Source organism: Leptospira mtsangambouensis, assembly GCF_004770475.1.
In the GTDB taxonomy this organism is placed as follows: domain Bacteria; phylum Spirochaetota; class Leptospiria; order Leptospirales; family Leptospiraceae; genus Leptospira_A; species Leptospira_A mtsangambouensis.
Genome location: NZ_RQHK01000003.1, coordinates 241,529 through 266,739, shown reverse-complemented (window position 1 = coordinate 266,739; position 25,211 = coordinate 241,529). Strand labels below are relative to the sequence as shown.

22 protein-coding genes are annotated in these 25,211 nt (G+C 39.9%); 8 read left to right on the top strand and 14 right to left on the bottom strand.

The window, feature by feature from the left end; all coding sequences use genetic code 11:
• The first annotated feature begins 349 nt into the window (after positions 1 to 349).
• The 3 genes from EHR01_RS07835 to EHR01_RS07825 all read left to right on the top strand — a co-directional run bounded on the left by EHR01_RS07835 (position 350) and on the right by EHR01_RS07825 (position 4,973).
• Complete coding sequence (locus EHR01_RS07835) at positions 350 to 1,843, top strand: sulfurtransferase (RefSeq protein ID WP_135694128.1); 1,494 nt, start codon at positions 350 to 352, stop codon at positions 1,841 to 1,843.
• Between the two features lie 99 nt (positions 1,844 to 1,942).
• The gene (locus EHR01_RS07830; protein WP_135694127.1) at positions 1,943 to 3,847 is read left to right on the top strand and encodes a DUF1538 domain-containing protein; all 1,905 of its coding nucleotides are present in this window, start codon (positions 1,943 to 1,945) and stop codon (positions 3,845 to 3,847) included.
• 1 nt (position 3,848) lies between these two features.
• A complete protein-coding gene (locus EHR01_RS07825) occupies positions 3,849 to 4,973 on the top strand; it encodes a P-II family nitrogen regulator (protein WP_135694126.1) in 1,125 nt (374 codons plus the stop codon).
• Between the two features lie 128 nt (positions 4,974 to 5,101).
• On the opposite strand, the gene fabG is transcribed toward EHR01_RS07825, so the two are convergent.
• The 7 genes from fabG to cmk form a co-directional block, all read right to left on the bottom strand.
• Positions 5,102 to 5,863, bottom strand: coding sequence for a 3-oxoacyl-ACP reductase FabG (gene fabG, locus EHR01_RS07820; RefSeq protein ID WP_135694125.1), 762 nt, complete (start codon positions 5,861 to 5,863; stop codon positions 5,102 to 5,104).
• Positions 5,864 to 5,937: 74 nt separating this feature from the next.
• Positions 5,938 to 6,960, bottom strand: a complete 1,023-nt coding sequence (gene plsX / locus EHR01_RS07815) for a phosphate acyltransferase PlsX (protein ID WP_167482939.1) — start codon at positions 6,958 to 6,960, stop codon at positions 5,938 to 5,940.
• A gap of 5 nt (positions 6,961 to 6,965) precedes the next feature.
• Complete coding sequence (rpmF, locus tag EHR01_RS07810) at positions 6,966 to 7,166, bottom strand: 50S ribosomal protein L32 (RefSeq protein ID WP_015679024.1); 201 nt, start codon at positions 7,164 to 7,166, stop codon at positions 6,966 to 6,968.
• Between the two features lie 67 nt (positions 7,167 to 7,233).
• The gene (gene hisG / locus EHR01_RS07805; RefSeq protein ID WP_135694123.1) at positions 7,234 to 7,848 is read right to left on the bottom strand and encodes an ATP phosphoribosyltransferase; all 615 of its coding nucleotides are present in this window, start codon (positions 7,846 to 7,848) and stop codon (positions 7,234 to 7,236) included.
• Positions 7,849 to 7,851: 3 nt separating this feature from the next.
• Positions 7,852 to 8,598 carry a tetratricopeptide repeat protein gene (locus tag EHR01_RS07800; RefSeq protein ID WP_135694122.1) on the bottom strand — a complete coding sequence of 249 codons (747 nt, stop codon included), beginning with the start codon at positions 8,596 to 8,598 and terminating at the stop codon, positions 7,852 to 7,854.
• A 4-nt stretch (positions 8,599 to 8,602) separates the two neighbouring features.
• The gene (locus EHR01_RS07795) at positions 8,603 to 10,303 is read right to left on the bottom strand and encodes a 30S ribosomal protein S1 (RefSeq protein ID WP_135694121.1); all 1,701 of its coding nucleotides are present in this window, start codon (positions 10,301 to 10,303) and stop codon (positions 8,603 to 8,605) included.
• A 20-nt stretch (positions 10,304 to 10,323) separates the two neighbouring features.
• Complete coding sequence (cmk, locus tag EHR01_RS07790; RefSeq protein WP_135694120.1) at positions 10,324 to 11,076, bottom strand: (d)CMP kinase; 753 nt, start codon at positions 11,074 to 11,076, stop codon at positions 10,324 to 10,326.
• Between the two features lie 144 nt (positions 11,077 to 11,220).
• On the opposite strand from cmk, the gene EHR01_RS07785 reads away from it, so the two are divergent.
• A complete protein-coding gene (locus EHR01_RS07785) occupies positions 11,221 to 12,753 on the top strand; it encodes a histidine kinase dimerization/phosphoacceptor domain -containing protein (RefSeq protein WP_135694119.1) in 1,533 nt (510 codons plus the stop codon).
• Here the strand turns inward: EHR01_RS07785 and EHR01_RS07780 are convergent.
• From EHR01_RS07780 to aroA, 4 genes are all read right to left on the bottom strand, one after another.
• Entirely contained in the window at positions 12,722 to 14,332 is a 1,611-nt protein-coding gene (locus EHR01_RS07780; RefSeq protein WP_135694118.1) for a hypothetical protein, read from the bottom strand. The genes EHR01_RS07785 and EHR01_RS07780 overlap by 32 nt on opposite strands.
• A gap of 111 nt (positions 14,333 to 14,443) precedes the next feature.
• Positions 14,444 to 14,869 carry a hypothetical protein gene (locus tag EHR01_RS07775; RefSeq protein WP_135694117.1) on the bottom strand — a complete coding sequence of 142 codons (426 nt, stop codon included), beginning with the start codon at positions 14,867 to 14,869 and terminating at the stop codon, positions 14,444 to 14,446.
• Between the two features lie 124 nt (positions 14,870 to 14,993).
• Positions 14,994 to 16,127, bottom strand: coding sequence for a helix-turn-helix domain-containing protein (locus EHR01_RS07770; RefSeq protein WP_135694116.1), 1,134 nt, complete (start codon positions 16,125 to 16,127; stop codon positions 14,994 to 14,996).
• A 121-nt stretch (positions 16,128 to 16,248) separates the two neighbouring features.
• Complete coding sequence (aroA, locus tag EHR01_RS07765) at positions 16,249 to 17,535, bottom strand: 3-phosphoshikimate 1-carboxyvinyltransferase (RefSeq protein ID WP_135694115.1); 1,287 nt, start codon at positions 17,533 to 17,535, stop codon at positions 16,249 to 16,251.
• An 88-nt stretch (positions 17,536 to 17,623) separates the two neighbouring features.
• Between aroA and EHR01_RS07760 the strand changes: the two genes are divergently transcribed.
• Together EHR01_RS07760 and EHR01_RS07755 are read left to right on the top strand one after the other, a co-directional pair.
• Positions 17,624 to 20,158, top strand: coding sequence for a cyclic nucleotide-binding domain-containing protein (locus tag EHR01_RS07760; protein ID WP_135694114.1), 2,535 nt, complete (start codon positions 17,624 to 17,626; stop codon positions 20,156 to 20,158).
• Positions 20,159 to 20,196: 38 nt separating this feature from the next.
• Positions 20,197 to 21,099 (top strand): NAD(P)/FAD-dependent oxidoreductase, encoded by a 903-nt coding sequence (locus EHR01_RS07755; protein WP_135694113.1) that lies wholly within the window; start codon positions 20,197 to 20,199, stop codon positions 21,097 to 21,099.
• Here the strand turns inward: EHR01_RS07755 and EHR01_RS07750 are convergent, their stop codons facing one another.
• On the bottom strand, positions 21,100 to 21,786 hold the full coding sequence (locus EHR01_RS07750; protein WP_004787724.1) for a hypothetical protein: 687 nt from the start codon (positions 21,784 to 21,786) through the stop codon (positions 21,100 to 21,102). It lies immediately after the preceding gene.
• 83 nt (positions 21,787 to 21,869) lie between these two features.
• Between EHR01_RS07750 and EHR01_RS07745 the strand changes: the two genes are divergently transcribed.
• Together EHR01_RS07745 and EHR01_RS07740 are read left to right on the top strand one after the other, a co-directional pair.
• Positions 21,870 to 22,274, top strand: coding sequence for a hypothetical protein (locus EHR01_RS07745; RefSeq protein ID WP_135694112.1), 405 nt, complete (start codon positions 21,870 to 21,872; stop codon positions 22,272 to 22,274).
• Entirely contained in the window at positions 22,255 to 22,773 is a 519-nt protein-coding gene (locus tag EHR01_RS07740) for a hypothetical protein (protein ID WP_135694111.1), read from the top strand. The genes EHR01_RS07745 and EHR01_RS07740 overlap by 20 nt, the downstream gene beginning before the upstream one ends.
• 3 nt (positions 22,774 to 22,776) lie before the next feature.
• On the opposite strand, the gene EHR01_RS07735 is transcribed toward EHR01_RS07740, so the two are convergent.
• Both EHR01_RS07735 and dxs read right to left on the bottom strand, forming a co-directional pair.
• A complete protein-coding gene (locus tag EHR01_RS07735) occupies positions 22,777 to 23,286 on the bottom strand; it encodes a tetratricopeptide repeat protein (protein ID WP_208721749.1) in 510 nt (169 codons plus the stop codon).
• Positions 23,287 to 23,321: 35 nt separating this feature from the next.
• The gene (dxs, locus tag EHR01_RS07730) at positions 23,322 to 25,211 is read right to left on the bottom strand and encodes a 1-deoxy-D-xylulose-5-phosphate synthase (RefSeq protein WP_135694110.1); all 1,890 of its coding nucleotides are present in this window, start codon (positions 25,209 to 25,211) and stop codon (positions 23,322 to 23,324) included.

Sequence of the window (25,211 nt, the reverse complement as noted above, 5' to 3'; positions counted from 1 at the left end):
TGGGGCAAGTGTTAAATCGTTTTCCGCCAGGTATATATGTACGCCTAGCGTTTTTTTAAAATGAAATTGTCGGAATTTTTGGCAAGTCTAAATAGATTATTTTCCTCTTGAAACCTTTGACATCATTCTAACATCACCTAACGTAAATTAATCTAAAGAAATTTCCTTCGATTTGTTCAGAAAACCCAGTCCACACCCCAAAGGACCATGCCAATTCCAAAATCCTGACCTGATTTCCAATGCTTTGTTCCATTTTAACAGATTTACTTTCTGTTATAGCGGAATTGACTTCCCCCAATCCCTTCTATTTACGAAAACAATCCCAAGAAAATAAATAAAGGAGAATTCCATGACTCAAAAATGGATCCATTCATTCACCACTTTCCTCCTACTTTCCTTCTCGATATCTTGTGCAGAAAAGAAAGAAGACAATAACACACTACTCGCGGGCCTACTTCTCTTTGCCGCAAACCAAGTGAAAGTGAATACGGCCACTGATTTAGCGAACGAATCGGCAGCGGACTACAACCAAAACAATTGGGGACTCATCACTCCGCAAACTTTGGCTCGATTTGTAAACAATTGGCAAACAAACAAACCAAGCCACATCACAGGAAACCTCATCATCTTACAAACAGATGCAGCTGACCGTGTAGCGGGAGGTGCTGCTTCCCCCTACATTGCAGAAAATCCAAGCCAAGGTGTCTACGTATACCTATTAGATGATTATAAAACTGTCGATTTACCGAGTGGAGGATTCCGTTTCAATCAAACAAGAGACACGGGCTTATTCTCCAATTCCGTTCGTTACCAAGCCAATGGACAGTTTGTCGATGATTGGCTAAAAACTTTTGGAATCAATCTCTCTAAAGACTTAGTTGTTTTTACCGTTGGTACAGGGAATGGAATCTCCGCAGGAGCTTATCCAGCAAAAGCAGTGGGCGCCGGAGCCGTACAAGATGTAACAAGAGCCGTATATTGGTTACGTTATTGGGGAGCCGATATCAAAAACTTGGCAATTCTCAATGGAAACCTGAACAAAAAAGCAACTGGTGCAGGGATTCCGCTTTCTGCAAGTCGGTCAGGAATCAACTTAGAAAGGAATGCAGGATTTTCAGTGAAACAACTACGAGTTGATAATACTGTGCTTACCCTTGGATTGGAAGATATTTATGAGATCGCAAAATCTGGGGGCACTGCAAATCTTCCTGGCCTTACCGCCAAACAGCAGATTATCGATGCAAGGCCAGCCACACAATACAATGGGACAGCGGATGGTTTAAATGTAGCACGAAATGCACTTCTAACAAACCCAGGAAACCAAGCCTACATCACAACTTCCTTTCAATCATCAGGTGCTCCTTCTGCCAGTGCAGGGAACCAAACATTTGTTCCTTTCGAAGGGAATATCAAATCTTCCAAAACATTTCCATGGGCCGACCTACTCAAAGACAATGCGGATGGATATGAATTCTTAGACAAAGCAGCCATCAAAACATTGTTTGATACAACAAGAGCTGTTTACTCACCAGGTACCACAATTGTCAGCCAATGCCGTACAAACTTTGAAGCCCAAGTCAATGGATTTGCCTCGTTGAATATCCTTGGATACCCAACAGTCTATTATGATGGATCTCTCGTGGAATGGACGGCACTAGTAGCGGGACATGGAACAAATTCCGTCAACCAAGTGCCAACTGACTTCAAATGGAGAACGGATACTTCCAATGTATCAACTTTCCTTTGGTACAATGAACCAACCCATGTGGTTCGCCCTGTTGTAAATCTCACGGCAACGACTACAAAAAAATTCATCCAAGAAGATAAGGCTTATAAGTACTAATCTCTTTCCCAGTTTACACTTCGTCTCCCTGCGAAAGTAGGGAGACATTCTTTTAGAAATTCCCTTTCCAAGAAAGTTTTTCCTAGTCAGTTTGTATTTATGGCAAGGAACGAAAAAGAAGAATCCATCCACATTGGGTTTCGTGAGACCATTACCTTAATCCTCCCCTACTTTCAAAAAAAAATTTGGGACCAAATCAAAGCCGTCATCTGGATTGTTCTGTATCTTGCTCTCTTTCAATTATTCATTTTGCGAATTCCCATCAAAGAAGCAGGTCTCATTGCCTTAGGAATCTCTGCAGTAGTTCTTGGTTTGGCTTTCTTTTTGGAAGGACTGTTTTTGGGCCTTATGCCCTTGGGTGAGGCATTGGGACTTCGCCTTCCGCAGAAATTAGGAATTTTTAGCATCATTCTGTTTTCCATATTGATGGGAGTTGGTGCCACCCTGGCAGAGCCAGCCATCGCCATCCTTCGCGCCTGCGGGAGTAAGGTGGCGCCTTGGGATGCTCCCCTACTGTATTTTTTGTTAAACGAAGGGTCTTTTTTTCTTTACCTTTCTATTGCCATAGGTGTTGGGATCTCCGTTGTCTTTGGGATGTTACGATTTTTATTTGGATTTTCCTTAATGCGAATCCTTGTGCCAACCATAGTGATTCTGTTAGGTGTAAGTATATATGCATACTTTGATGAAAATTTAAAATTTATATCTGGCCTTGCTTGGGATTCGGGAGCTGTGACAACGGGACCGGTCACTGTCCCCCTGGTTGTGGCACTGGGGATTGGGATTTCCAAAGTAGCAGAAAAAAATGACCAAAGTAGTGCTTATGGAGTCGTGACCCTTGCTTCTCTTTTTCCCATCCTCTCTGTGTTTTTAGTTGGAATGTATTTTTCTGGAAAACTACCCAAACCAATGTCGGAAGAAGTTTTTTTTAAACAAGGAATCAAATTGGAAGAAGCCAAACTGCTGCTTGGTGATTCATACAAAGTCCCTTTCACAAAAGAAGTATCATTGCCAAAAAAAATTAGCCCACCTGAATTTTTCAAAAAGGCAAAAGAAAATATTTTTGATGCTTTCGAATTAGCAATTCGGGCCATTTTACCTTTATCGATTTTTTTACTTTTGTTTTTGGGATTAATTCTTAAAGAAAAAATATCCTACCCCGAAGAAGTATTTTTGGGGATTGGATTTTCTATCATTGGCCTTAGCATTTTTAACTTTGGAATCATCTTCGGATTAAATAAACTGGGGGACCAAGTAGGTGGAAAACTTCCCTCCACGTTTCGTTCCATTGAACTCATTGACTCTACAAAATTTATTCCTAACTTTAACCCAAAATCTGTTTTGAAAGCAGTCAATGAAGATGGAAAGGAAGAAAAATTCTTTTATCTAAAAGAAAGAAAGTCCTACACAGGAATCCCATACCATGAAGAAAACTGGAATCAAAAAAACAAAGTGTATGAATATGTTCCCATCCATGGACCAATTTTTGGGAAAGAAGACAATTTATTAGGTTACTTAGTAGTTCTTGTATTTGCTTTCTTTTTAGGATATAGTGCCACACTCGCCGAACCAGCATTATCTGCCTTAGGAAACACGGTAGAAGAAACAACTGTTGGTACATTTCGAAAATCATTATTAATTCAATCTGTGGCGGTTGGAGTGGGACTTGGAACTCTCCTCGGTATGTTAAAAATTTTATTAGAAATCCCTTTGGTTTGGATTGTTGTTCCCATTTATCTTTTACTTCTTTTTTTAAATACATTTAGCAAATCAGAATTTATTGATATAGCATGGGATAGCGCCGGAGTAACCACAGGCCCCATCACTGTTCCACTGATCATCGCCATGGGACTTGGGATCGGCAACCAAATGGGAACTGTCGATGGATTTGGAATTTTAGCCGCAGCTTCTGCTTTTCCGATCTTATCTGTTTTGATTATGGGTATGTTTGTTGAGAACTCCCGCAAACTTTCGTTACGTGATTCGGAACTAAAAGAGAAATAAAATGCATTTTAAACAAAAAGCGATACGAATCACTGCAATCGTTCATAGAGATTTAACCGACCTTGTTGTTTCGGCCTTAAAACGAAATAATATCCACTATTTCCATATGGAACCAGGAAGGTATCCAGTCCTTGCCAAACGAGGTTGGCTTCTTTTTGATTTTTATCAAAATCATTCTATCATTGATACACCTGTTACGATCTTTGAAGTTTCCTGTGAGGCCTCTGCTGAAAACTTTTTACTTTCTCTTTTCCGAGATGCGGCCGAACTAAACATTCCAGGCCACGGCAGTGTGTATTCAGAGACGATTGAATTCCACAGTCCTCTCCCAACCGACTACATTGTCACAACAGAAGAAAAAACCAAAACTGTTGGTTTTTCAGGACTCACTGGAATTTTTTGTATTTTACCTCGCGGGTCAGCAGAACCCATTGCTCGTTTGATTTTACAAAACGGTGTGGCCGTTCCTACCATTAGTTATGGAACAGGGACAGGATTAAGGGATCAGTTGGGGCTTTTAAGAATCACAATCCCAAAAGAAAAAGAAATTTTAAAATTGGTTGTCCACTCATCGGATGCGGAACATGCGATGGACTTTATCATCGAGGTGGGTCGATTGGATTTACCAGGCAGAGGATTTATTTTTGAATTCCCAATTGGCCGCGGTTTACTCAATACAAAAGTCAGTTTGGAAGGACCCAAACAAGCAGCCAGTATGGACCAAATCATTTCCGCATTAGATCAGTTATATGGAAATATGGAATGGAGAAAAAAATCCAATCAATTCAGACAATCGGCTCGTCATAGAAATTATTTTGAAGGGGTAAATGTTGTCATCAACTGCAAAGAGGAATCTATTGAATCAAGCCTAGCCAATCTACGAAAAGTGGGAGTTTCCAGTTCCACAATCTCCCTCAATAAATTGCTTCATTCCCAAAATGAAAAAAACGCATTTACACCGGCAAGAGAGGCAGCCAACATTCTGATCCCTAAAAAAAATCTTTCAGAAGTACTCAGCGTATTGGAAGAAACTGGTTTTTTTGGAGAAGAAACAGAAGGGATTGTTTACACAATCGAAATCCCAAGAGCCTTCTCTTACCAATCGAAACTCGGTAAAAGAAAATAAAAATCCCCTCATCTCGAAGTATCGAAATCAGGGGATCTGTTATCACCAAAGGATGGTAAGATGGTAAACTTAAGATCAGTCTTCAATAAACCAGAGTGAAAACTGATGAAAGTCTTAAGTCCTAAATCTTAGTGACCGCCACCTGGTAAAAATCCACCACCATTGATATCAAGGATATGACCTGTGATAAAAGAAGATGCATCTGATGCAAGGAATGCGATTCCGTTTGCGATGTCTTCAGGAAGACCAGCACGTTTGAGTGGAATTGCTTGCACCATACCGTGTCTGATGTTTTCAGGGATTGCTTCTGTCATTTCTGTTGCAATAAAACCTGGAGCGATTGCGTTACAACGAACCTTTCTAGATGCCATCTCAAGAGCCACAGCTTTTGTGAAACCAATCACTCCTGCTTTAGATGCAGAGTAGTTTGTTTGTCCAATATTTCCGTTTTCACCAGAGATAGATGAAAGGTTGATGATGGACCCACCATTTTCTTGTTTCATCATAACTTTGATGGCTGCTTGTGTACAAAGATAAGTTCCAGTAAGGTTTACTGCGATGACCGAATCCCACTGCTCTTTTTTCATTCTCATAAGGAGAGTGTCACGAGTGATCCCAGCGTTGTTCACTAGGATATCAACAGATCCAAATTCTTTTTTTGCAGAATCAATTAGTTTTTGAGCATCTTCTTCAACAGAAACGTTTGCTACAACTGCGATTGCTTTATAACCTTTGGCTTTTAATTCTTCAGCGGTTGCATTCGTTGCTTCTGGGTTCATATCCGCTACAACGATATTGGCTCCAAGAGAAGCAAGTTTCAAACAAGTTGCTTTTCCAATTCCTCTTGCTCCACCTGTTACGATGGCTGTTTTTCCTGATAAACTAATCATTTGGTTTTTCCTCTTTTTTTCTAATTCCTAAAAACATTTTTAAATCTAAAATCTATTAAAATGAATCCTTCTATTTAAACCGAATCACTAAGGATCGTTTTGTATTCACTAAGTCTTGTCCGAATTCTATCGTTGATTCCGTGTTTGGCGCACTCTGAAATGACTCTGACTGCATTTTTAACTGCCAATGCATTGGATGAACCATGACCAATCATACAAATCCCTTCTACACCGAGTAGAAGAGCACCACCGTATTCCGCATAGTCTAAACGTTTTTTCACAGCGTTAAATGTTGATTTTAAAAGTAAGGCACCAGTTTGTGCAAGACTGGATTGTCTGATGGAATTTTTTAAAACATTAAAAATAGATTTTGCAAGGCCTTCTGTTGCTTTGAGAACAATGTTTCCTATAAAACCATCACAAACAACAACGTCCACTTCACGGCCACCACCATAAAGATCACGACCTTCCACGTTTCCTACAAAGTTAAATGGTATTTTTTTTAAAAGATCGAAGGTTTTGACAGAAACCGTATTTCCTTTTTTGTCTTCTTCCCCATTGGAAAGAATACCAACCTTAGGATTTTGGATTCCAAAAAGTTCACGGGAATAAATTTCACCCATCACCGCAAATTGTGCTAAGTATTCGGGTTTACAATCCACATTGGCACCGGCATCTAACAAGAGTACAGGTGGTCCTTCTTCTCTCGGAATATGCGCAGCGATGGGTGGTCGTAAAACGCCAGGTAGGCGGCCGAGATGTAATAAGGCGGCGGCCATAGTTGCACCAGTGTTTCCCGGAGAAAACACACCGATACATTCTTTATCTGCCACCAAACGAACTGCTTTGACTACGGAAGAATCCTCCATAGCGCGGACTGCTATCGAAGGAGAATCATTCATACCGATGATTTCGGAAGAATGAATGACACGGATTTTCTCTGTGTCATAATCAAATTTTAACAGGATATCAAGTAACTCTTGTTCGTCGCCAACGAGATACACAGACAGCCCGAATTCTCGAACTGCCAGTACCGCGCCCTCGACGATACCTTCAGGGCCGTAATCTCCGCTCATCGCGTCCACGGCGACCCACATAATGGTTAGTTATCTTCGGTCGTTTTTTTAACTTTTTGAGCGACTACGAGTTTTCCCTTATAAAAACCGCAATAAGGGCAAACACGGTGGGATAGAACAAATGATCCACAATTGGAACACGGGTTTAAGTTAGGTTTGCCAATCGCGTGATGGGCTCTTTTCGTTCTAACTTTCGATTTTGATTTACGTCTCTTTGGGACTGCCATGGCTATCCTCTATGGAATTATAACTGGTTTTTACTATGTTTTGGAAAACCAATGTGAAAACAATATTTTAATTTTCTAGGCTCTCGATAAGAGACCGTAATTCGGTGTGTTTGTGATAAAAAGAGGAGCGATTGCAGACCAAACGGGCTGTACTGTATAAAATCGACTCAAATTCCTTGAGACCATTGGCTTTTAGTGTGCCACCAGTGGAAACTAAATCCACGATACAGTCAGATAGACCTACAATTGGTGCCAGTTCAATCGAACCATAAAGTTTGATGATTTCGCAGGAAATCCCTTTGGAAAAAAAATATTCCCTAGTTAGGTTGGGGTATTTGGTCGCCACTCGCACTTTGGAGCGTTTGGCAAAGAGATCAAAGTCAGGAAAAGAGGCAAGAGAGAGCCTACATGCCCCTAATTTTAAATCCACAGGAGCAATGAGGTCAAATCCCCCTTCTCGGAGGATGTCCCAACCGACGATTCCGGCATCAGCCGCAGCTTCTTCCACATAGGTGCAAACATCTTGGGATCTGACAAATAAAAGGCGGAGGCGTTTGTCTTCCGAGACAAAGGTGAGTTCTTTGGAACCCTCGGATGGCAATGTTTTTAACCATCCTTTGGATAACAAAAGAACCGCAGTTTCTTCGGCAAGCCTACCTTTCGGAAGAGCCAAAGTTAACATAGGTTAGTTTTTCCCGAGTTTGAGGAGTAAATAACTAGAGAGAAGTTTTACATCTTCCCCAGATTCTGCCACGTCTAGTTTGACTGCTTTTTCTAGATACTCTTTGGCACCCGCCTTATCTCCGTTAAGGTAAGACAATCGACCTGCTTGGTAATAAGACCATGCTTTAAATCCATTGAGTTCTCTTGCAGGTTCGATCACCGTAGCAGCAATCTTATAGTTTTCTAAAGACTTGGCATTATTTTTTTCACGTTCTCTATAGTTCCCAGCAACGTAAAAATAAAGTGCTTTGATTTCTTTGGGCGTATCAATTTTTTTAGCAGCGTCTTCTAAGTATCCGGCAGCTTTTCCGAATTCACCTTTTTCAGCATAAAGTTTAGAAAGATCTTTCCAAACTCGAAGTTCCATCTTTCCGGTACTTTGGTTTTGTAAAAAAGCTTCTAAACTTTGGATCTGAACATCGAGACCCACTTTTGATTTTTGGTGGGTGAGTTTCAAATCTTCTAAGGTTACCGTTTCTTTCTCAAAAAGATATGCACGGTATTCAAAAAATCCAATGACACAAGCTAACACAACAATGGCGGAAGAAAGGCTGATAAATACAGACTTACGATTGCGCGCTAAAAAATGTGTGAACTTTAAAAATGCGAGTTCAGCTTTAGAACCTTCAAAATCAGCGAACTCATCCTTTTGGATGAGTTCTGCTTGTTTCTTTTGTTCGATTTGGTTTTTTTTATGAAACTTATCCATGGACCTATCGGTTTTGGTTTAAATTCATAAAAGAACCGATGGATTCACGTGAAGGTTGGTTGTCTTCCTTCATGTATTTTGCCATCTCTTCACGTTCTACTGCTTTATCAAAATCTTTGATAGAGAGAGAAATCTTTTTGTTGTTAGGTTCAATTTTAACGACAACTGTGCGAACAGAATCGCCCACTTTGTAAAGATCTTCTAACTTAATGTTACGGCCATCTGGGATTTCGGAGATATGAACTAGGCCTTCGTAACCTGGTTCCACTTCTACGAAAACACCAAAACTAACAATCGACTTCACTCGACCTTCTACAAGGGTACCCGGTGGGTATTTTTTGCGAAGAGCTTCGTATGGATGTTCAGAAAGTTGTTTTAATCCACAGCTGATTCGTTGTGCATCTAAGTTCACATCTAGGATTTTGTATTGAACCGCTTGGCCTTTTTTAAGGAGGTTTAATGGATTCTTTTCTTTTTCATCCCAAGTGATGTCAGAGATATGAATGAGTCCTTCGATTCCACTTTCCACTTCTACGAAAGCACCGTATTTAGTGATTCCTGTGATTTTACCTTCGAGTACATTTCCGGCACGAACGTTAGCAGAAAGAGCTTCCCAAGGGTTAGGAAGGAGTTGTTTGAGTCCGAGAGACAATCGTCTGGCTTCGAAATCAATGTCTAAAATTTCAGAGTCAACTTCTTGGCCTTTTTTCAAAACATCTTTTGGATGAGGTGGTTTTTTTGCCCAAGAAAGTTCAGTGGTATGAATCAGACCTTCGAGTCCTTCTTTGAGTTCTACGAAAGCACCGAAATTGGTAAGGGAGGTAACGATTCCGCGAACCACCATTCCTTTTTCGAGTTCTTTCTTTGCCCAAATCCAAGGATCTTCGTAAAGTTGTTTGATTCCAAGAGAAAGTTTATTGTTCTCTTTATCTACTTCCAAAACAACCACTTCTACTTCGGCACCGATGTTGAAGTATTGTTTGAAAGGAGCAAATTTTTTATAAGAAATATCGTTTTGGCGGAGAAGTCCAACCACTTCGTAAACAGAAAGGAAAACACCAAAATTGGCAATTTTCACAACCTTACCGTTCACTTTGTCCCCAACTTTTACTTTGCCGAGGAGTTCTTCCCACTTCTCTCCGTTGATTTCGTCGAGGAGAGTTTTACGAGAAACCACACCGGTTCTTGTTTTTTCGTTGAGTTCAATGATTTTGAATGAAAACTCTTTTCCACCTTCGGTGGATTCTTTGAAACGAACCCCTACATGAGATGCAGGAAGGAAAAGTTGGATGCCTTCGCTTTCCACAAGGTATCCCTTGTTTTTTACTTCTCCAACAATTTTACCAGAGAGAGGATATCCGTTTTGGCTTGCATCTTTGATGGTTTCCCAACCAACTCGTTGGTCCGCTTCTTTTTTGGAAAGGACACAATATCCGTCGACCCGCTTTTTGATGATCGCACTGACTTTTTCACCGCGTTTTGGCGTTTCAGAAAAGTCTTCACGTGAGACACGAGCTTCCAATTTTTCTCCAATATCAAGGAAAACAGTGTCACCAATGACATCGACTACAGTCCCTTCGATGAGGGTACCTTTTCCTGCGGAGTTTTCTTGTTCTTGTGCTTGTGACTGCGATTCCCACTTCTCTAATAATTCGCCGAAGGAAGTGGTCTCATTTTTGGGGGAGGATGGGTTGGTTGAATTCAATGGTTACCGGGATACAAAACCTAGATTTGCCCAGAGGATGAAACCTTGGACAGGATAGTATTTAGGACAGTTTCCGTGTCGAGGGTGCTCGTGTCAATCAGGATTGCGTCGGAAGCCTGCTTCAGGGGAGCCACAGTACGAGTGGTGTCACTTTCATCCCTTGCCACAATCTCTTCTTTGATGTGGTCTAGGTCGGCTTTGAAGCCTTTTGTTACTAATTCATCGTATCGGCGTTTGGCCCTCACTTCCACAGAGGCGGTCAGAAAAAATTTAAATTTGGATTTGGGAAAAACTTCTGTCCCAATGTCCCGGCCATCCATCACCAATTGGTGGGTTTTTGCAAATTCTCGGATATGGTGGTTTATAATTTCGCGAAATGCACGCCTAGGGGCAATGTACCGAATTTTTTTAGTGATCTCTGGATCGCGGATTTCCAAACTTATGTCCCTTTCGCCCAGGAACATTAAATTTTCTCCCGTGGAAGAAAGTTCACAATGTACGGGAATTTTAGCCACAGAAATACCGAACTCTGCTTCGTCTTTTTCTAAAAGAGTGGCATCAGCAAGTTTTTCCGTATAAAAAGGAAATTTAGACTCATCCTCTTTTGTTTCTAAAAACTTTTCCCATATAGCAAGAGTTAACGCACGATAATAGGCCCCCGAATCCAAGTAAAGATACCCGATTTTATGGGCGATCATTCGTGCAAGTGTACTTTTTCCGGAGCCAGCAGGCCCGTCTATGGCAATGACTTTTTCTATGTTCGATAGACTCATGGTTTTATATTCTAAAATTAGAACAGGAATTGATTTCGTCCAGAGGAATTCTGAATGGAAGGAAAGGCTAACCGAGGGTAAACGATTTTCCCTTGACATAAGTTTTTTTCCTCCTTAGTGTAACGACACTCGGGTGGGATGTTCGTGAAGCTTAGAAATCGCAATCTTGATCCAGAACGAATTGCCGACTTTGAATGTTATCGAAGTGGGATTTTAGAACTCATTGTAGGAAATGCTCCGCTCACCGATGTACTAACCGAAATTGTATTGGGAATTGAAACTTTAAATCCCACAATGTTATGTACTGTTGTTCTCATCGAAAATTCTAAAATTAAAATTGGGGCTGCCCCTTCTCTTCCCAAAATTTATAATGATTCCATTGAAGGCGTTACCATTGGACCTGAGGCAGGTTCTTGTGGCACAGCGGCATACACTGGCAAACGAGTTGTGGTTGAAGATATAGGAACAAGTCCTTTATGGAAAAATTATAAAGACATAGCTTTGAGTGTGGGTCTGTCCTCTTGTTGGTCTGAACCCATCCGCTCCCATACAAACGAAATCATTGGTACCTTTGCCATTTACCATCATGAAATTGCAAGCCCTACAGAATTTGATATCTTTATCATTACGGAAACAGCAGATCTTGTGAGCATCGCGATCGAAAAATCCATTGTTTCCGAAAAACTAACAGAAAGCGAAAGAAGGTTTCGGGATTTTTTTGAAAAAAATTCATCTGTAATGCTCATCATTGAGCCAAACTCAGGGGATATCATTAGTGCCAACCAAACAGCAGTTCAATTCTATGGTTATCCTCATGAAGTTTTAACAAAGATGAAAATTGAAGAAATCAATATTTTACCTCCTGAAGAAGTAAAAGCAGAAAGGCTGCGTGCACTTGCAGAATCGAGAAGTTACTTTGCTTTCTCGCATAAACTTGCCAGTGGGGCCATCAAACAAGTAGAAGTTTACTCCACTCCAATTGAAACAAGCAACCGCCATCTTCTTTTTTCCATCGTTCATGATGTCACAGAAAGAAAAATCGCTGAAGAAAAAGTTAAGTCCCTACTTTCGGAAAAGGAAATGATTTTAAGAGAGGTCCATCATCGGATCAAAAACAATATGACCATCCTTTATAATCTTTTGGATTTACAAGCAGGGTCACAGGAAAACGAAGAAATCCGAAACTCATTAAAGGATGCAACCAGTCGCATCAAAACCATGTCCCTTCTCTACGACAAATTGTATTTGGGGAAAGCATTTCACGAATTACTTTTAGATGAATATCTAATCCCTTTATCAGGGGAAATTATTTCTTTATTTCCTTACCCAGTAAAACTGATTACGGAAATTGATAGTCTCCAATTGTCCGCAGAACAACTCCAAGCCATTGGCATCATCACAAACGAACTGCTCACCAATAGTTTAAAGTATGCAAGAGATTCATCCAAAGAGTTGGAAATTAAAATCAAAGTCTGGGCAGAAGAAGAAAATTTCTTTTTACTCATCAGTGACAACGGAAAAGGATTTGATCCGGAAATATCAAACCCAGATAAACTGGGTTTTGGATTGACCTTAGTGTCTATGTTAACCAAACAACTGAATGGTACGATTACCTTTCAAGGTGCCTCTGGCGCAGAATATAAAATCAAATTCCCGATCCATAAACCCCATCCTTAACAGCGGGGAAAGTGTATCGAAATCTTTTTTTAGAATTACCTAAATAAGCAAATTCCATACGGATGGTATCAATATGGCTGGCATCATTACCGCCATCCAAATACAATCTCACTTCTTTCTCCATCGTTTTACGATAAAAATAGTTATCCTTAACGTAATTGACCATCTGAAGGTATAAAACTTGATTTTCTGTTGAAAGCTTAGGGTTTACTTTGTCTGCATTTTGGCTGGCAAATTTCAACTTCCCGTTCAAAAAATGCAAGTTAGATGAAAACAAATAATTCATTGGGTTTGTTTGGTCCATCTGGATGATGAGTGGGAGTTTAACTGAATTACAATTCCAGTAAAATCTTAGTGTAGGTTCTTCTAAATTCACTTCCTTCCAATAGAATTCTAATTCATTCTTTTGGCCGCAAAACTCATTTGACTTTTCATCTGAATTGGAAAGCCGAACCGATGATTTTGGAAATACAGAAAATACAGACTGGTTTTTGCTTAATTTCGAATACACTCCATGTGGAATCCAAACTTTTGATTCTAATTGCATGGCCAATGATTTTGCTTGTTCTTCTCCATTTCTCTTTTTTACTTCGGTAAAGAGAGAGTCAGAAAGTGTATTGATAAACTCCGGAAAAAAGCGATCTCCTGCGTTGGTTTTTGCAATTGCCTGAAAAATGGTTACATCTGCTAACTCACTTCCCACCAAAGCCCGATACTGCCATAACAAAGAAGGAATAAAGGCGAAATCTTTTTTAAAATCGGATTCTATGTTTGCGTCATAAATTCCAATTTCTTTATCCAATCGAAAAGCAGAAACAATCAGTTGGCGTTTGACTGCCTCACAAGTTTTGTGCGTATACAATTCAGGATGATCCAAAAGAGATGCTGCATAATAATCAGATATCCCTTCTGCAAGGGAACGACCTATGGCATTGTTCCCAAGATACTTTCCTGTGATCAAATGAGTGTATTCGTGATAGATGGCATCAGGACAAGAAGCTGTATCAATGATTCGTTCAAATGCAAATGTTCCAAAAACAGGTAAATCCCATTTAGGAGCAAACCACAATTCACTGTTCCAAGTTCCGTTGGATTCAGCTGGTGGGATGGTCAAAGCAGTGTTTTTTAATGAAACTTTGGAATCATAATAATCCGTAGGTGAATAAGCAAATGGGGCATCCACTCGGATTCGAACCTTGGGATTAAATTCTGTATTTTTATCTTTTATTCCTGCATTTGTTACGATTGTTTTAAATCTAGATTCAATTTTCCGAAGTTGGAATCCTAACGTCAGTAATTTCAAATTCCCTTCTACTTGTTCAAGTGGAATAGGTTCTTGTTCTAACTTAGAATAAATGGAAAAATTTTCTAATATATAATTTGTTTTGGATTTGAGACCTAGGTCTTCAAATGTTATATTCTTATGGACAAACTGTTTACGGTTCCCATCCCAATCCAATACTTGGTTTTCTTTTTTTACTTCTGCTGATAGGTTCACACCGAAGAGGAATGTAAAAAGAGAAAGTAAGATGTAACATTTTTGTTGCCAATGATTTTTATGAAACTCTAAACTCTTCATTTTTTATACTCTATGGTTCTGTTGTAGGAAAAAAGGGATCTTGTTTCTTTTTGCCACTAAGAGTGGATAGAAACAAGATCATTAAATTTGTTTTATAGTCAGAAATATGGATTAGAACCCAAGTCCTACGGAATCATACATTCCGCCAGAAACCACGTTACCAAATCCACCACTATGAATGACCAAACCAACAACAGCGACTACAGTCACAGAAGCTAAAACGTTTTCAAAAACTCTGAAGTTTGTTCCGTGTAAGTAGTTACCTGTTGATTTTTTCAATTGAATAGAAGAAACAATTCCTTCTAAATCTTGGTCAAGAGTTCCTGCGAATTCAGCATTTTTAATTTCTCTACTGATTCTTACAAACTCTTGCGGAGTGATATGAGCTTTTAGATACTCATGTGCTTCTTTGTTTGTCATTCCATTGGTTACTAATATTTTCGCTGCTTCCTTTACGCTCATTTGGTTAGCGGGTGCTGCAAATGCTGCTTGAGTGGCAAACGCGATAGCGAGTACTAAACTGATTTTCTTTTTCATGGGATTATCCTTTCGATCAAATTTGTTCTTAGTGGGATTTTTTTGAACTCCCCTCTCAAACTTGAATCCATCCTACTACGAAAAAGAATCCAGATCGTCTGGATCGATCGAATTGGATTGAAAACTACGACCGACTGGATCGAACTGGATGTTTTTTCAGAATTTTTTCTCTATATTCTCTTGGAGTGGTTCCCGTTTCTTTTTTGAAGGCTTCATTGAAGGTAGATTTGGACCCAAATCCTACATCATAGGCAATGGCAAGAAGGGACCGGTCTGGTTCTTTTTCGATTTTTTCCTTTGCTTCACTCACTCGGTAAAAATTTGTATATTGGTAAAAGCTTTGTTTGATTTCCGTATTTAAAAATTCGGAGAGTTGGTGCGAACTTAAGTCCACTCTTTCTGCTAATTCACGTAGGCTTAGTTTTTCTTCTCGGTAAATCTTTTCTTTTTCGAATAAATTCACGAGTTTGTTTCGCACTTCATTGTGGTCTAGTTTGGAAATCTGTGAGATCTTGGCCTTTTTTTCATCTTCCACAATTTTGCGAACTTCCAAAAAGAAATCCGGGTAAGTTTGTCTCAATACATACAAAAAACACAAAAAAAATCCAATGGCAATCCCTGACAATTGGTGAGCGGTTTGTCCACCTCTTGCCAAAGTGATGAGTCCATGAAAAGATAAGGCCAAACAAAATCCAACAATGAGGATTCCAATTCGTAATGTATAATTTTTTCGGAACGTACTCCATCGAATTTGTTTGGATATCCTTCTAAAGATTCGAAGCAAACACCAAATATAGATTAGAATGGTGGGCAAAACTAAAAACAAAGGTCTAGATAAAAATGGATTCAATCCGAGAGCTTGGATTTCGAGGTAATTGGTTTTGTTCCAAATATTCCAAAGAACAATCAAAACAAATAATGAAGTTAAGGGAACAATCCGGTAAGAAAGCCTTCGAAACGATCGGAATTTTCCTTCTAAAATCATAAGAAAGTATTCATCCAATAGGACCCCAAGGCAGGCAACAATGGGTAAATCGGTTAAGAATAAAGGATAAAGCCCCTTGATTTTTCCAGAAGATATTAGGTAAAAGTTAAAAAGTAAATAACTAGTTCCAAGGAAGATGATTCCTAAAAGAATTTGTTTTCTATTTTTATGATAACTAAAAAATTCTCCGATTGCATATAGGAAACCGAGAAGAGAGGAAAACAGGAGGAAAAAATTTAAGTATTCACTGAAATATTGGAAGGGAGAAGCCATACATATACCACGCTAAAAAGCCGAAGCACCACTTGATTGTTACAATTAGACGAGAAGTAGAATTGATCAATCATTACTAATGACTGATTCCGGAAGAAACAGAAATATTTTTCCATTTGCTTCAGAATGATTTTAGAATTTCAAAAAATCCAGGGAAACTGGTATCAACCCAACTGGTATCATCAAATGTTAGTTCTACGCCCGAAAGTTTAGAGAGAATCGCAAAACTCATAGCAATCCGATGGTCCATAAATGTTTCGATCGCAGAAGTTTTGATTTCTTTTACTTCTCCAAATTCATATCCATCTTTGGACTCCATAACTGTTACACCAAGTCTTTCTAAATTGGATACCATCGATTGGATTCGATCAGATTCTTTTGCTCTCAGTTCTTCCGCATGCGAAATTTGGAATCCCCCTTCGGAAAACAACCCAGCAATGGTAAGGATCGGAATTTCATCGATGATGGACGGAATCAAATCTTCTGTAATCACTGATCTTTTTAATTTGGAAGGATAAACAAGTAAATCTCCGATTTCTTCACCACATTCTTGTCGTTTGGCGGTAACTTCTATTTTTCCACCCATATTTCTAAGAACTGTGATGATCCCCACACGTGAAGGATTGAGTCCAATGTTACGAATGAGAAGAGGTTCTGTCCCACCCGCACAAAGTCCAAAAACAATATAAAAGGCAGCACTGGAAATATCTCCAGGGATCACAAACTTTGCCCCTTCAAAATGATAAGGTGGCTCAACAGTAAAATGAACTGGGGAATGGTGTTTGATGTTTCCTCCGAGGAATCGAATCATATTTTCTGTATGATCGCGGGAAACTTCCGACTCTTTGTAATCAATAGAAATCTCAGAAGCAAGAGCCGCAAGCACCAAAGCACTTTTAATTTGTGCCGAAGCAATGGGACTAGTATAAGAATAAGATTTGAGTTGTTTTCCCGTTACGCGAAGAGGAGCCCGATCATTCCCTTCGACCGATACAATGTCTGCTCCCATTTCACGAAGTGGATTCATAATCCTTGCCATGGGGCGTTTGCAAAGAGAGGCATCCCCTGTTAGAGTGGCAGTGATTTGTGGAAGTCCGGCAAGAAGTCCTGCAGAAAGGCGGATCCCCGTTCCCGCATTCCCAAAATCTAGAACACCCTTGGGAGATTTTAAGTTCTGTTTTCCTGGGCTTTGTACGGAATAACTACCTTTCCGTAAGGGCTCCACCGAAAGCCCTAAACTGGCAAAACAATTTAAGGTATGAAGGGGATCTTCTCCTTCTAAAAAACCATGAATTTCCGATTTTCCTTGGGAGAGTGCACTAAAGAGTACCGACCGATGTGAGATGGACTTATCTCCGGGGACATAAATTTCTTTTTTTGCACTTAATTTAATTTGGGGCTTCAACATGATGTATTTTTCTAAAAAGTATTTTGCAATTTGGTGCTTCTTTAGTAGGTTTTGACGGAAACCAAAGTTTCGCAAAACGAACAACCAAATGCCTCTAGATACCAGTAAAAATAACCAAAAGATCCCAGTCAATCCAGGTGAAGTCCTTTTCATTGGAGGCAAAGCCTCAACTTCCATGAACATCCTCCATGAAGGATCGGTTCGTATTGAAACCACTTTGGGAGATACAAGCATTGTTCTCTACAGTTTGGACGGTGCCAATCTCACTCCCGGTATCTTTGCACTCCTTGAAGGGACACCATACCCATATACCATCCGAGCCAAAACCTCTTGTGTGATTTCCACTTATGTGATGAACCAAGCCAATGCAAAAAAAACTCTTACTTCCAAAGTTTCTGTGGGAGTGATGGCTGTTCGCACTCTACTCAAAGAAATTGGAGAACTCTACAAACGAGTGTTATCGATCAAAGGTCTTGCGGCTAAGTTCGAACAGACCATGGATAACTTAGGAGCAGTGTATTATATTTTAAATCCTTCTATCTTTTCAGATGTCAGCCCAGGGGCACTCATCACACGAGATGAAAACATCATTGATCCAGTGATGAGACTCATTCGAAACAACTTGGCTGGGTTCCAAGAACATGGAGGAATTTTACCAGACAAACCTACGGTTCATTTTTTAGAAGAAGACCATGGCGAATTTTTTGAACGTAATTATAGTGAATCCATAGAATGGAATGATGCCGAATTTCATTTTATTCGAAAAATTCTTTCGGTGAACCCAAAAATTTCACAAGCCTTATTTGAGTCCGATCCAAGCCTACTTCAAAGTGCCGCAGAAAGTTATGTTAAAACCTATCGAGAGTTGTTCGAAATTCTAATCAAAGAAACAAATGAACTCTCTGAGATGATGAACACTATGTTTGTGGGAGAGAACGCCCTTGTTGAAAAATTCAACTTAACATTGGATTTGTTTAACACTGGATATTCTACAATCCCATCTACAGTGTTATTGCCGATTACAGAATGGGCACTTAAAAAATCCAAAACACTTTTAGATGAATACAAACAAATTTTTGGTTCTCCTTATGCTTCCCTTGGGAACAATCTAGACAAACTAGAAACCAAACAGACCGAACTCACAAACAAATATGGCCATGAACTTGCTGCAGGAAAAAACAAAGAAGAAAGTGCGCAAGGAAGCGGAACCATTCATGCAGGAATCGATACCAAAGCTCTCAAAGTAGAACTTTTAAACTCAGCAAGCCAAATCCTAAATTATTCACAAGCAGATCCAGAAGCCGTAAAAGAGTTTTCTACACTTATGGTAAAACTCAAATCCTTCAAAAACCCCTTGGATCCAGAACCAGACAATCGTAAAATCAGAAGGACCATTGCAAAAACCTATTGGGAAGTATATAAAAAATCTTTTACCAAATGGTTACAGGCTGGCAAACAAGCACCAAAGGCCGTTGAACTCATGTTACGATATGGATACTTTGATGAAAGCCTTTTGGATGAAGGCCATATTGTTGAACTCGTGGGTAGGTTATACCAAGGAGGGGGAAACCCAAGTGCTCCCATCCATTACGGAACCGATTGGTTAGAAAAAATCTATTCAAGGGAAGTCCCAACTTCTGTGGATGAGTTAGGACAAACGTTTTTTGAAAAACTCAAAATGGATCTAAAAGATTCGGGAATCAAATCTGAAAAAGACATTCCACCTGATTACGATACGGGTGAAGCAAGACTTGGTTCAGAAATCTCCTCCATGTATGAGCCAAACGTTCGTTTGACGTCTGGTAATATTGCTAGCCACTTTCCAATCTTAACAAAATACCATATCACAATTCCTTTAGAAAAATGTTTTGTATCCAAAGAAGATGTAGAAAAGGCCCTACAATATATTTTAGGAGTTGATTATACTGCCTTCAACCGAGAAGTCATTTACCGAAACGAAGAAATTGGAATCAAAAACGAATTTGTCCAAAGGTCAATCATTCCTGACTTTATCTTAGTTCCTTCCATTGGACCAAAGATTATGATGTGGCAGGATCTATCAGTCTTTCGTGGAGCCGGTTCAAAAGAATCAAGAGGAAGAATTTGTATTCCTCACTTTGTCACCGGAGACCTAAAAACGTTTATGTTGGAAGCCATTGCTGCATTCCGTTGGGAACTATGTAAAAATATACTTGGTCCGGATTGGAATAACGTGGGAATTCCTTCTATCACGGCAGATTACACGGATTATGTGCAGTTCTATAAAAAGAGCAAAGATCTTTCTCCAGAACTCAAAGAAAAAATTTCCTCTGAATTCAAACGTTTCCGAACGGACAGAGATAAATTTGCTTATGACTACTCCATGTGGATTCGGTATGAAGCTGAAGGAGTACAGCGGGTCAACCGAGTGGTGCGTTCCATCTTCTATCGTCATATCCCTTTTCACAAAAATATCAGAGAAAAGGTCAGTTCACAACCTGCGTATTCAGAACTTCACAACCGGTTCAAAAACATTCGGACACGCCAACACAAAGAATTCGAAAACAAATACAAAAAGTATATGGATGCCAGCGGGAATCTCCCCAAAGAACTTTACGAGAATTTAACTTTTTACGAAGTTTAATCCTTGCTTAATTCCATAGATGCAACATAATTGCATCTATGGAATCCATTCAAAATGTCGAAGTAGCCATTATCGGAGGAAGTTTTTCGGGACTTTCTGCCGCCCTTTCCCTGGTTCGTTCCCTTAGAAAAATCATTGTCATCGATTCTGAAAAGCCATGTAACAAAAACACTCCTGCTTCCCATAACTTCATCACACATGATAGAGAATCTCCCAGTGAAATTCGTTCTAAGGCCCTATTGAATTTAAAAGAATATCCAAACTTTAAACTTCAGTTAGGTGAAGTAACAACAGTTCAAAAACAAGGATCGGGATTTTTAGTGCAAGGGAATGGATTTTCTCCCATCCAAACAGATAAAATTATTTTTGCCACTGGTCTGAAAGATGTTTTACCGAAAATTCCTGGTTTTGCCGAGTCTTGGGGGAAATCTGTCATCCATTGCCCGTATTGCCATGGTTATGAATTTGTTGGGAACCAAACTGGACTTTGGATGAACGAACCGGGAGTATTCGAACATTCTAAATTTCTAAAGCACTGGACCAAAGAATTGACTGTATATACCAATGGTCCCATTCAGTTTTCCAAAGAAGAACAAACTAAATTAGAAAATGAAGGGATTAAGATTGTTACGGAATTGGTAGAGTCCCTGGCCCATCAAGAGGGCCAAATTTCTGCCATCAAATTAAAATCAGGAAAGGAAAATCAAATCGAAGCACTCTACACTAGATTGCCAATGATACAACATTCTAAGTTACCTGAAGAAATTGGATGCAAACTATTACCAAGTGGTCATCTAGAAGTGACAAACTTTTATGAAACGAATGTTCCCGGCGTGTATGCAGTCGGCGATATGTCGTCAATGTTTCGTTCGGTGGCAAATGCCGTCCACTCTGGAAACATCGCCGGTGCTATGCTCAACCGTGCGATGATTTTGTCTTAACTAAACTTCTTCTACAAAATATGGTCTTGTGTATTCTCTCACAATCTCTACCACAAAACGGCCCCAGGATTTGGGGTCTTCTTGGGAGATATTCACCTGTTTGATTTTTGGGAAATAAGCAGTGGGTTTAAAAACAGAATGCGTGAGTTCCAAGGTTCGAAGGTAATTGTCCAATCGTTTTACTTTTACAAAATTGATGATTTCGTTTTGGATTTTTTCTTTGGGAAGGTATCCCACAATGATCATTCGAGGGAATAGGTTTTTTTTGAGTAGTCCAATGAAGTCCTCGAAACTATCCACACGGTCAATAAACCCTTCGTAAGCACCACCACCTAAGTTCATAATCTGGGTTACAATGTCCATAGAAAAGGAAACCCCTTCCATTGTGGACATATCGGAGATGATGACAAGGCCCTCATCCGGTTGGAAGACCTTAAACATATCCACACCCTTAAAATGGCGCCTAAGGAGTTTGGCAGCGGACACATCGATCTCTTGTGCTTTGGCGAGGAGAACCTTTCCTTGAGGGTCAAGGATGGGATCTCGCGTGATGAGATACCGTTTTTTCACGGCATTTTGGTTCATGACTCGAAAGGCCTTTACTTTTTCCTCGATTTCATCCAAGGTTGAGTAACCAATCTTAAGTACATTTTCCCGTTTGCGTTTCCCGATGTCTGTTTCTTCCATGAAAGCTTGGTGCCTAAATCTTTGTATTGCTTATCCTATGGTAATTCTAGCATTGTATAGCATATTTTTGTCTAAGGAATAGAATGCGATTTAATTTTTCCCTATTTCCCCTACTCTTACTCGTAATTGGATGTTCTACGGTGGATTTTATCCCAGAACCCGATTACAGGCCAAATGATTCGCGTTATAAGGTGCAATCCTGGGCGGAAGTAGAAATCCTCCGTGAACGTCCGAAACGTCTTTTCCAAATTGTAGGCGAGGTCATTATTCGTAATACGGAAGATCTCACTTGGGAAGATTATGAACCTCGGGTCAAAAAAGATATGTTCCGACGTAAAATTGATGGAGTTTGGATGACTGAAAAAAATCAATCCACCATTGACTCTGCAACCATTGAAACTATGGACCAAAAGGGACGCTCCACCAATTCTTACTTACAAAAATCAAACCTTCCTTATTGGAAAGGTTATGCCTACAGGTATAAATAAAAATCATATGCCAAGAATATTTGACTCTGAAATTTATGTTTCTCCAACAGACGAATGGATCTTTCGTGAAAATCGAATCGATAAAGAAGAAATTTTACAATATTTCCGAAACAATCTGCACGGTAACGAGAAGGGAGTTTACATTGAAAATCGGTTTGGAGAACTTTCGGAGCATGGATACATTCGAATTGATGGTTGCCCCTGTCATGTCCTGCATGTAGAACCAACTGGTTCCGAACTCATCTTTTATACGGACGATGGAAGAAACTATCCTTTTGGCGAATTTGAAATTTATGAGACAAGTGATGGTGGACTCATTGGTCTACGTGCGACAGAAGAAAAAATCAAATACCGATTCACTTGGAATGCAGCAAAAGAACTTTCTGATCATCTTACAGAAGAGGAAGAAACTACTTATCTGGAATGGAACGGAGTGAAAATGGAAATACCCAAATATTTGGGAGAAATTCCAGTCCCTCTCCCAAATGAATATTCTTAGTCCTTAGTTGGAAGGTGCTTCTTCGTCGGACTTTAATTCCCTCCAAAGATCATTTGCCTCTGAAAAATCTTTTTTAAGAGTCAAAGCTTTGTGAAGGTATTGTAAGGATCTTTCAGGTCTATTCCATAACTTATACAAAGTAGCAAGGTTAAAATAAGAAATATGCGGAGCATCGTTTCGTTCACAACGAACGGATTTTTTCAACCAATACACTGCTTCTTTATCATTCCCCATACGGAGCAATAGAACACCAATTTCATTACATGGATTACCGTATTCGTGGTTTAAACTGACGGCTTTGTAATAAGAAGCCAGAGCATCGCTCCATTGGCCCAGAGCGTTTTGCACCAAACCTAAATAAAAATAGGCTTCATCGGATTCTTCCAATTCCAAACTGGAACGAAGGTGGAATTCAGCTCGGTCTAAATCACCGACTTTAAAATGGTCTTTGGCTAAATCTAAAGAAAGTTGGAAAGAACTAGAAGACAATGAGATCCTCGCATTTTCTTTCATTTTCGGAAGACTTGAAAAATATCTGTAAAACTAATTTATTTTTTCAAAGATAGAATCAACTCTTCGGCAATTTGCGAAGCGGTCAGTCGATAATGGTCCAAAATTTGATTCCTTTCCCCATGGTGAATGGGTTCGGGTGGCAATGCAAAGGTCTTTAAAAACTTTCCAAGAAGATCCGAAGGAATTTCATTCAAAAGAAAACCAGAAGCACCTGCATGGATATAACTTTCGTCCAAAATCACAAACCGTTTGTTTTTTTGAATTTGCCCATGCACAAGATCCGTATCATAAGGGCGTAACCAAAATAGATCCACAACCGAAACAGAGATCCCTTTTTGTTTTAAAATATCCCCAACAGTTGTGGCAATCGGTAACATAAACCCAACGGAAAGAATGAGTAAATCCTCTCCCTCACTTACCAAACGAGCCTTTGCCTTAGTGATCGAAAGAGGAGAATCAAACTTTAACTCGCGTAAGTCGCCACTATCCTTAGGGAATCGAATGGCAATGGGATGTTCTGTATAATCCTTCATAAAGTGAAGGCTATCAATGATGTCTTGGGCCGAACTAGGAACAATGATGTCCATATTAGGGAGTCCCGCCAAATACCCAAGATCAGATAGACCTTGGTGGGTTTCCCCATCAGGACCTACAATCCCTGCACGATCGATCACAAATCGAACTGGCAAATTCATAAGAGAAACATCTTCCACAAGTTGGTCCATTGCCCGAGTGAGGAAGGTGGAATAAATACACATATAAGGAATGGCGCCGCCACTTGTCATGGCACCTGCAAAAGCAACGGAATGTTGTTCTGCAATTCCCACATCAAATGTATGGGCAGGATAGGCCTCTTGGTATTCTCTAAGTCCCGAACCTTCAATCATCGCAGGGGTGATGACAGCAATTCGTTTGTCTTTGTCAGTTAAATCGGTAAGTGTTTTTCCAACAATTTTAGAAAGACCAATTTTATTGGAGTCAGATGAAGCCATTTTCCCCGACTCTTTGTTAAACGGTGTGACACCATGATATTTGATGGGATCAGCTTCTGCAGGTTTATAACCTTTTCCTTTTTGCGTTAGAACATGCAAAAGGATGGGGCCTTGGATTTTTGAAAGATTTTGTAACATCTGAACCACGCGGTTCACATCGTGACCATCAATCGGACCAAAATAAGTAAAACCCAAATCCTCAAAAAGGCCACCAGGACGCATCATAAAATGTTTAAACGAAGTTTCCATATTATGAGCAAGCGCCTGTAAGGCGGGCCCGATGAGTGGAATCCATTTTAAAAATCCATAAAATGCCGTTTTACCCCTGTTATAGATTTGAGAGGAAATGATACGGTTGAGATAATTTGAAATAGAACCTACGTTTTTGGAAATCGACATATAGTTGTCATTCAAAATGACCAACATATTCGGTTTGACATGACCACCATGGTTCATGGCTTCGAGAGCCATTCCTGTGGCGATGGAGGCATCTCCAATCACGGCAGCCACTTTATAGTCTTTTCCAAGTAGATCACGGGCGCAGGCCTCACCAAGAGCTTGGGAAATCGAAGTTCCAGCATGACCAGTGTTGTACAAATCGTATTCGGATTCTTCTCGTTTGGGAAACCCAGAAAGTCCTTGCCACTTACGAACAGTGGGGAGTTCTTTTTTTCGACCTGTAAGAATTTTATGAGGGTAAGTTTGGTGTCCCACATCCCAGATGATTTTGTCGATTGGGGTTTGAAACACATAATGCAACGCGACTGTGAGTTCCACAACGCCTAGGTTACTAGCGAAGTGCCCTCCCACGTCTGAGAGGGTGTCTATGATGTATTCCCGAAGGTCATGGCAAACCTTCGGGAGATCCTCTTCGTTTATCTTTCTTAGATCTTCCGGAAATTGGATTTTGTCGAGATAGGGATATGATGGCAT

Bases quoted from the DNA above. Each gene is read 5' to 3' on its own strand.
- EHR01_RS07835 (WP_135694128.1), top strand. From the start codon at position 350: ATGACTCAAAAATGGATCCATTCATTCACCACTTTCCTCCTACTTTCC.
- EHR01_RS07830 (WP_135694127.1), top strand. From the start codon at position 1,943: ATGGCAAGGAACGAAAAAGAAGAATCCATCCACATTGGGTTTCGTGAG.
- EHR01_RS07825 (WP_135694126.1), top strand. From the start codon at position 3,849: ATGCATTTTAAACAAAAAGCGATACGAATCACTGCAATCGTTCATAGA.
- fabG (WP_135694125.1), bottom strand. From the start codon at position 5,863: ATGATTAGTTTATCAGGAAAAACAGCCATCGTAACAGGTGGAGCAAGA.
- plsX (WP_167482939.1), bottom strand. From the start codon at position 6,960: ATGTGGGTCGCCGTGGACGCGATGAGCGGAGATTACGGCCCTGAAGGT.
- rpmF (WP_015679024.1), bottom strand. From the start codon at position 7,166: ATGGCAGTCCCAAAGAGACGTAAATCAAAATCGAAAGTTAGAACGAAA.
- hisG (WP_135694123.1), bottom strand. From the start codon at position 7,848: ATGTTAACTTTGGCTCTTCCGAAAGGTAGGCTTGCCGAAGAAACTGCG.
- EHR01_RS07800 (WP_135694122.1), bottom strand. From the start codon at position 8,598: ATGGATAAGTTTCATAAAAAAAACCAAATCGAACAAAAGAAACAAGCA.
- cmk (WP_135694120.1), bottom strand. From the start codon at position 11,076: ATGAGTCTATCGAACATAGAAAAAGTCATTGCCATAGACGGGCCTGCT.
- EHR01_RS07780 (WP_135694118.1), bottom strand. From the start codon at position 14,332: ATGAAGAGTTTAGAGTTTCATAAAAATCATTGGCAACAAAAATGTTAC.
- EHR01_RS07775 (WP_135694117.1), bottom strand. From the start codon at position 14,869: ATGAAAAAGAAAATCAGTTTAGTACTCGCTATCGCGTTTGCCACTCAA.
- EHR01_RS07770 (WP_135694116.1), bottom strand. From the start codon at position 16,127: ATGGCTTCTCCCTTCCAATATTTCAGTGAATACTTAAATTTTTTCCTC.
- aroA (WP_135694115.1), bottom strand. From the start codon at position 17,535: ATGTTGAAGCCCCAAATTAAATTAAGTGCAAAAAAAGAAATTTATGTC.
- EHR01_RS07760 (WP_135694114.1), top strand. From the start codon at position 17,624: ATGCCTCTAGATACCAGTAAAAATAACCAAAAGATCCCAGTCAATCCA.
- EHR01_RS07755 (WP_135694113.1), top strand. From the start codon at position 20,197: ATGGAATCCATTCAAAATGTCGAAGTAGCCATTATCGGAGGAAGTTTT.
- EHR01_RS07750 (WP_004787724.1), bottom strand. From the start codon at position 21,786: ATGGAAGAAACAGACATCGGGAAACGCAAACGGGAAAATGTACTTAAG.
- EHR01_RS07745 (WP_135694112.1), top strand. From the start codon at position 21,870: ATGCGATTTAATTTTTCCCTATTTCCCCTACTCTTACTCGTAATTGGA.
- EHR01_RS07740 (WP_135694111.1), top strand. From the start codon at position 22,255: ATGCCTACAGGTATAAATAAAAATCATATGCCAAGAATATTTGACTCT.
- EHR01_RS07735 (WP_208721749.1), bottom strand. From the start codon at position 23,286: ATGAAAGAAAATGCGAGGATCTCATTGTCTTCTAGTTCTTTCCAACTT.
- dxs (WP_135694110.1), bottom strand. From the start codon at position 25,211: ATGCCATCATATCCCTATCTCGACAAAATCCAATTTCCGGAAGATCTA.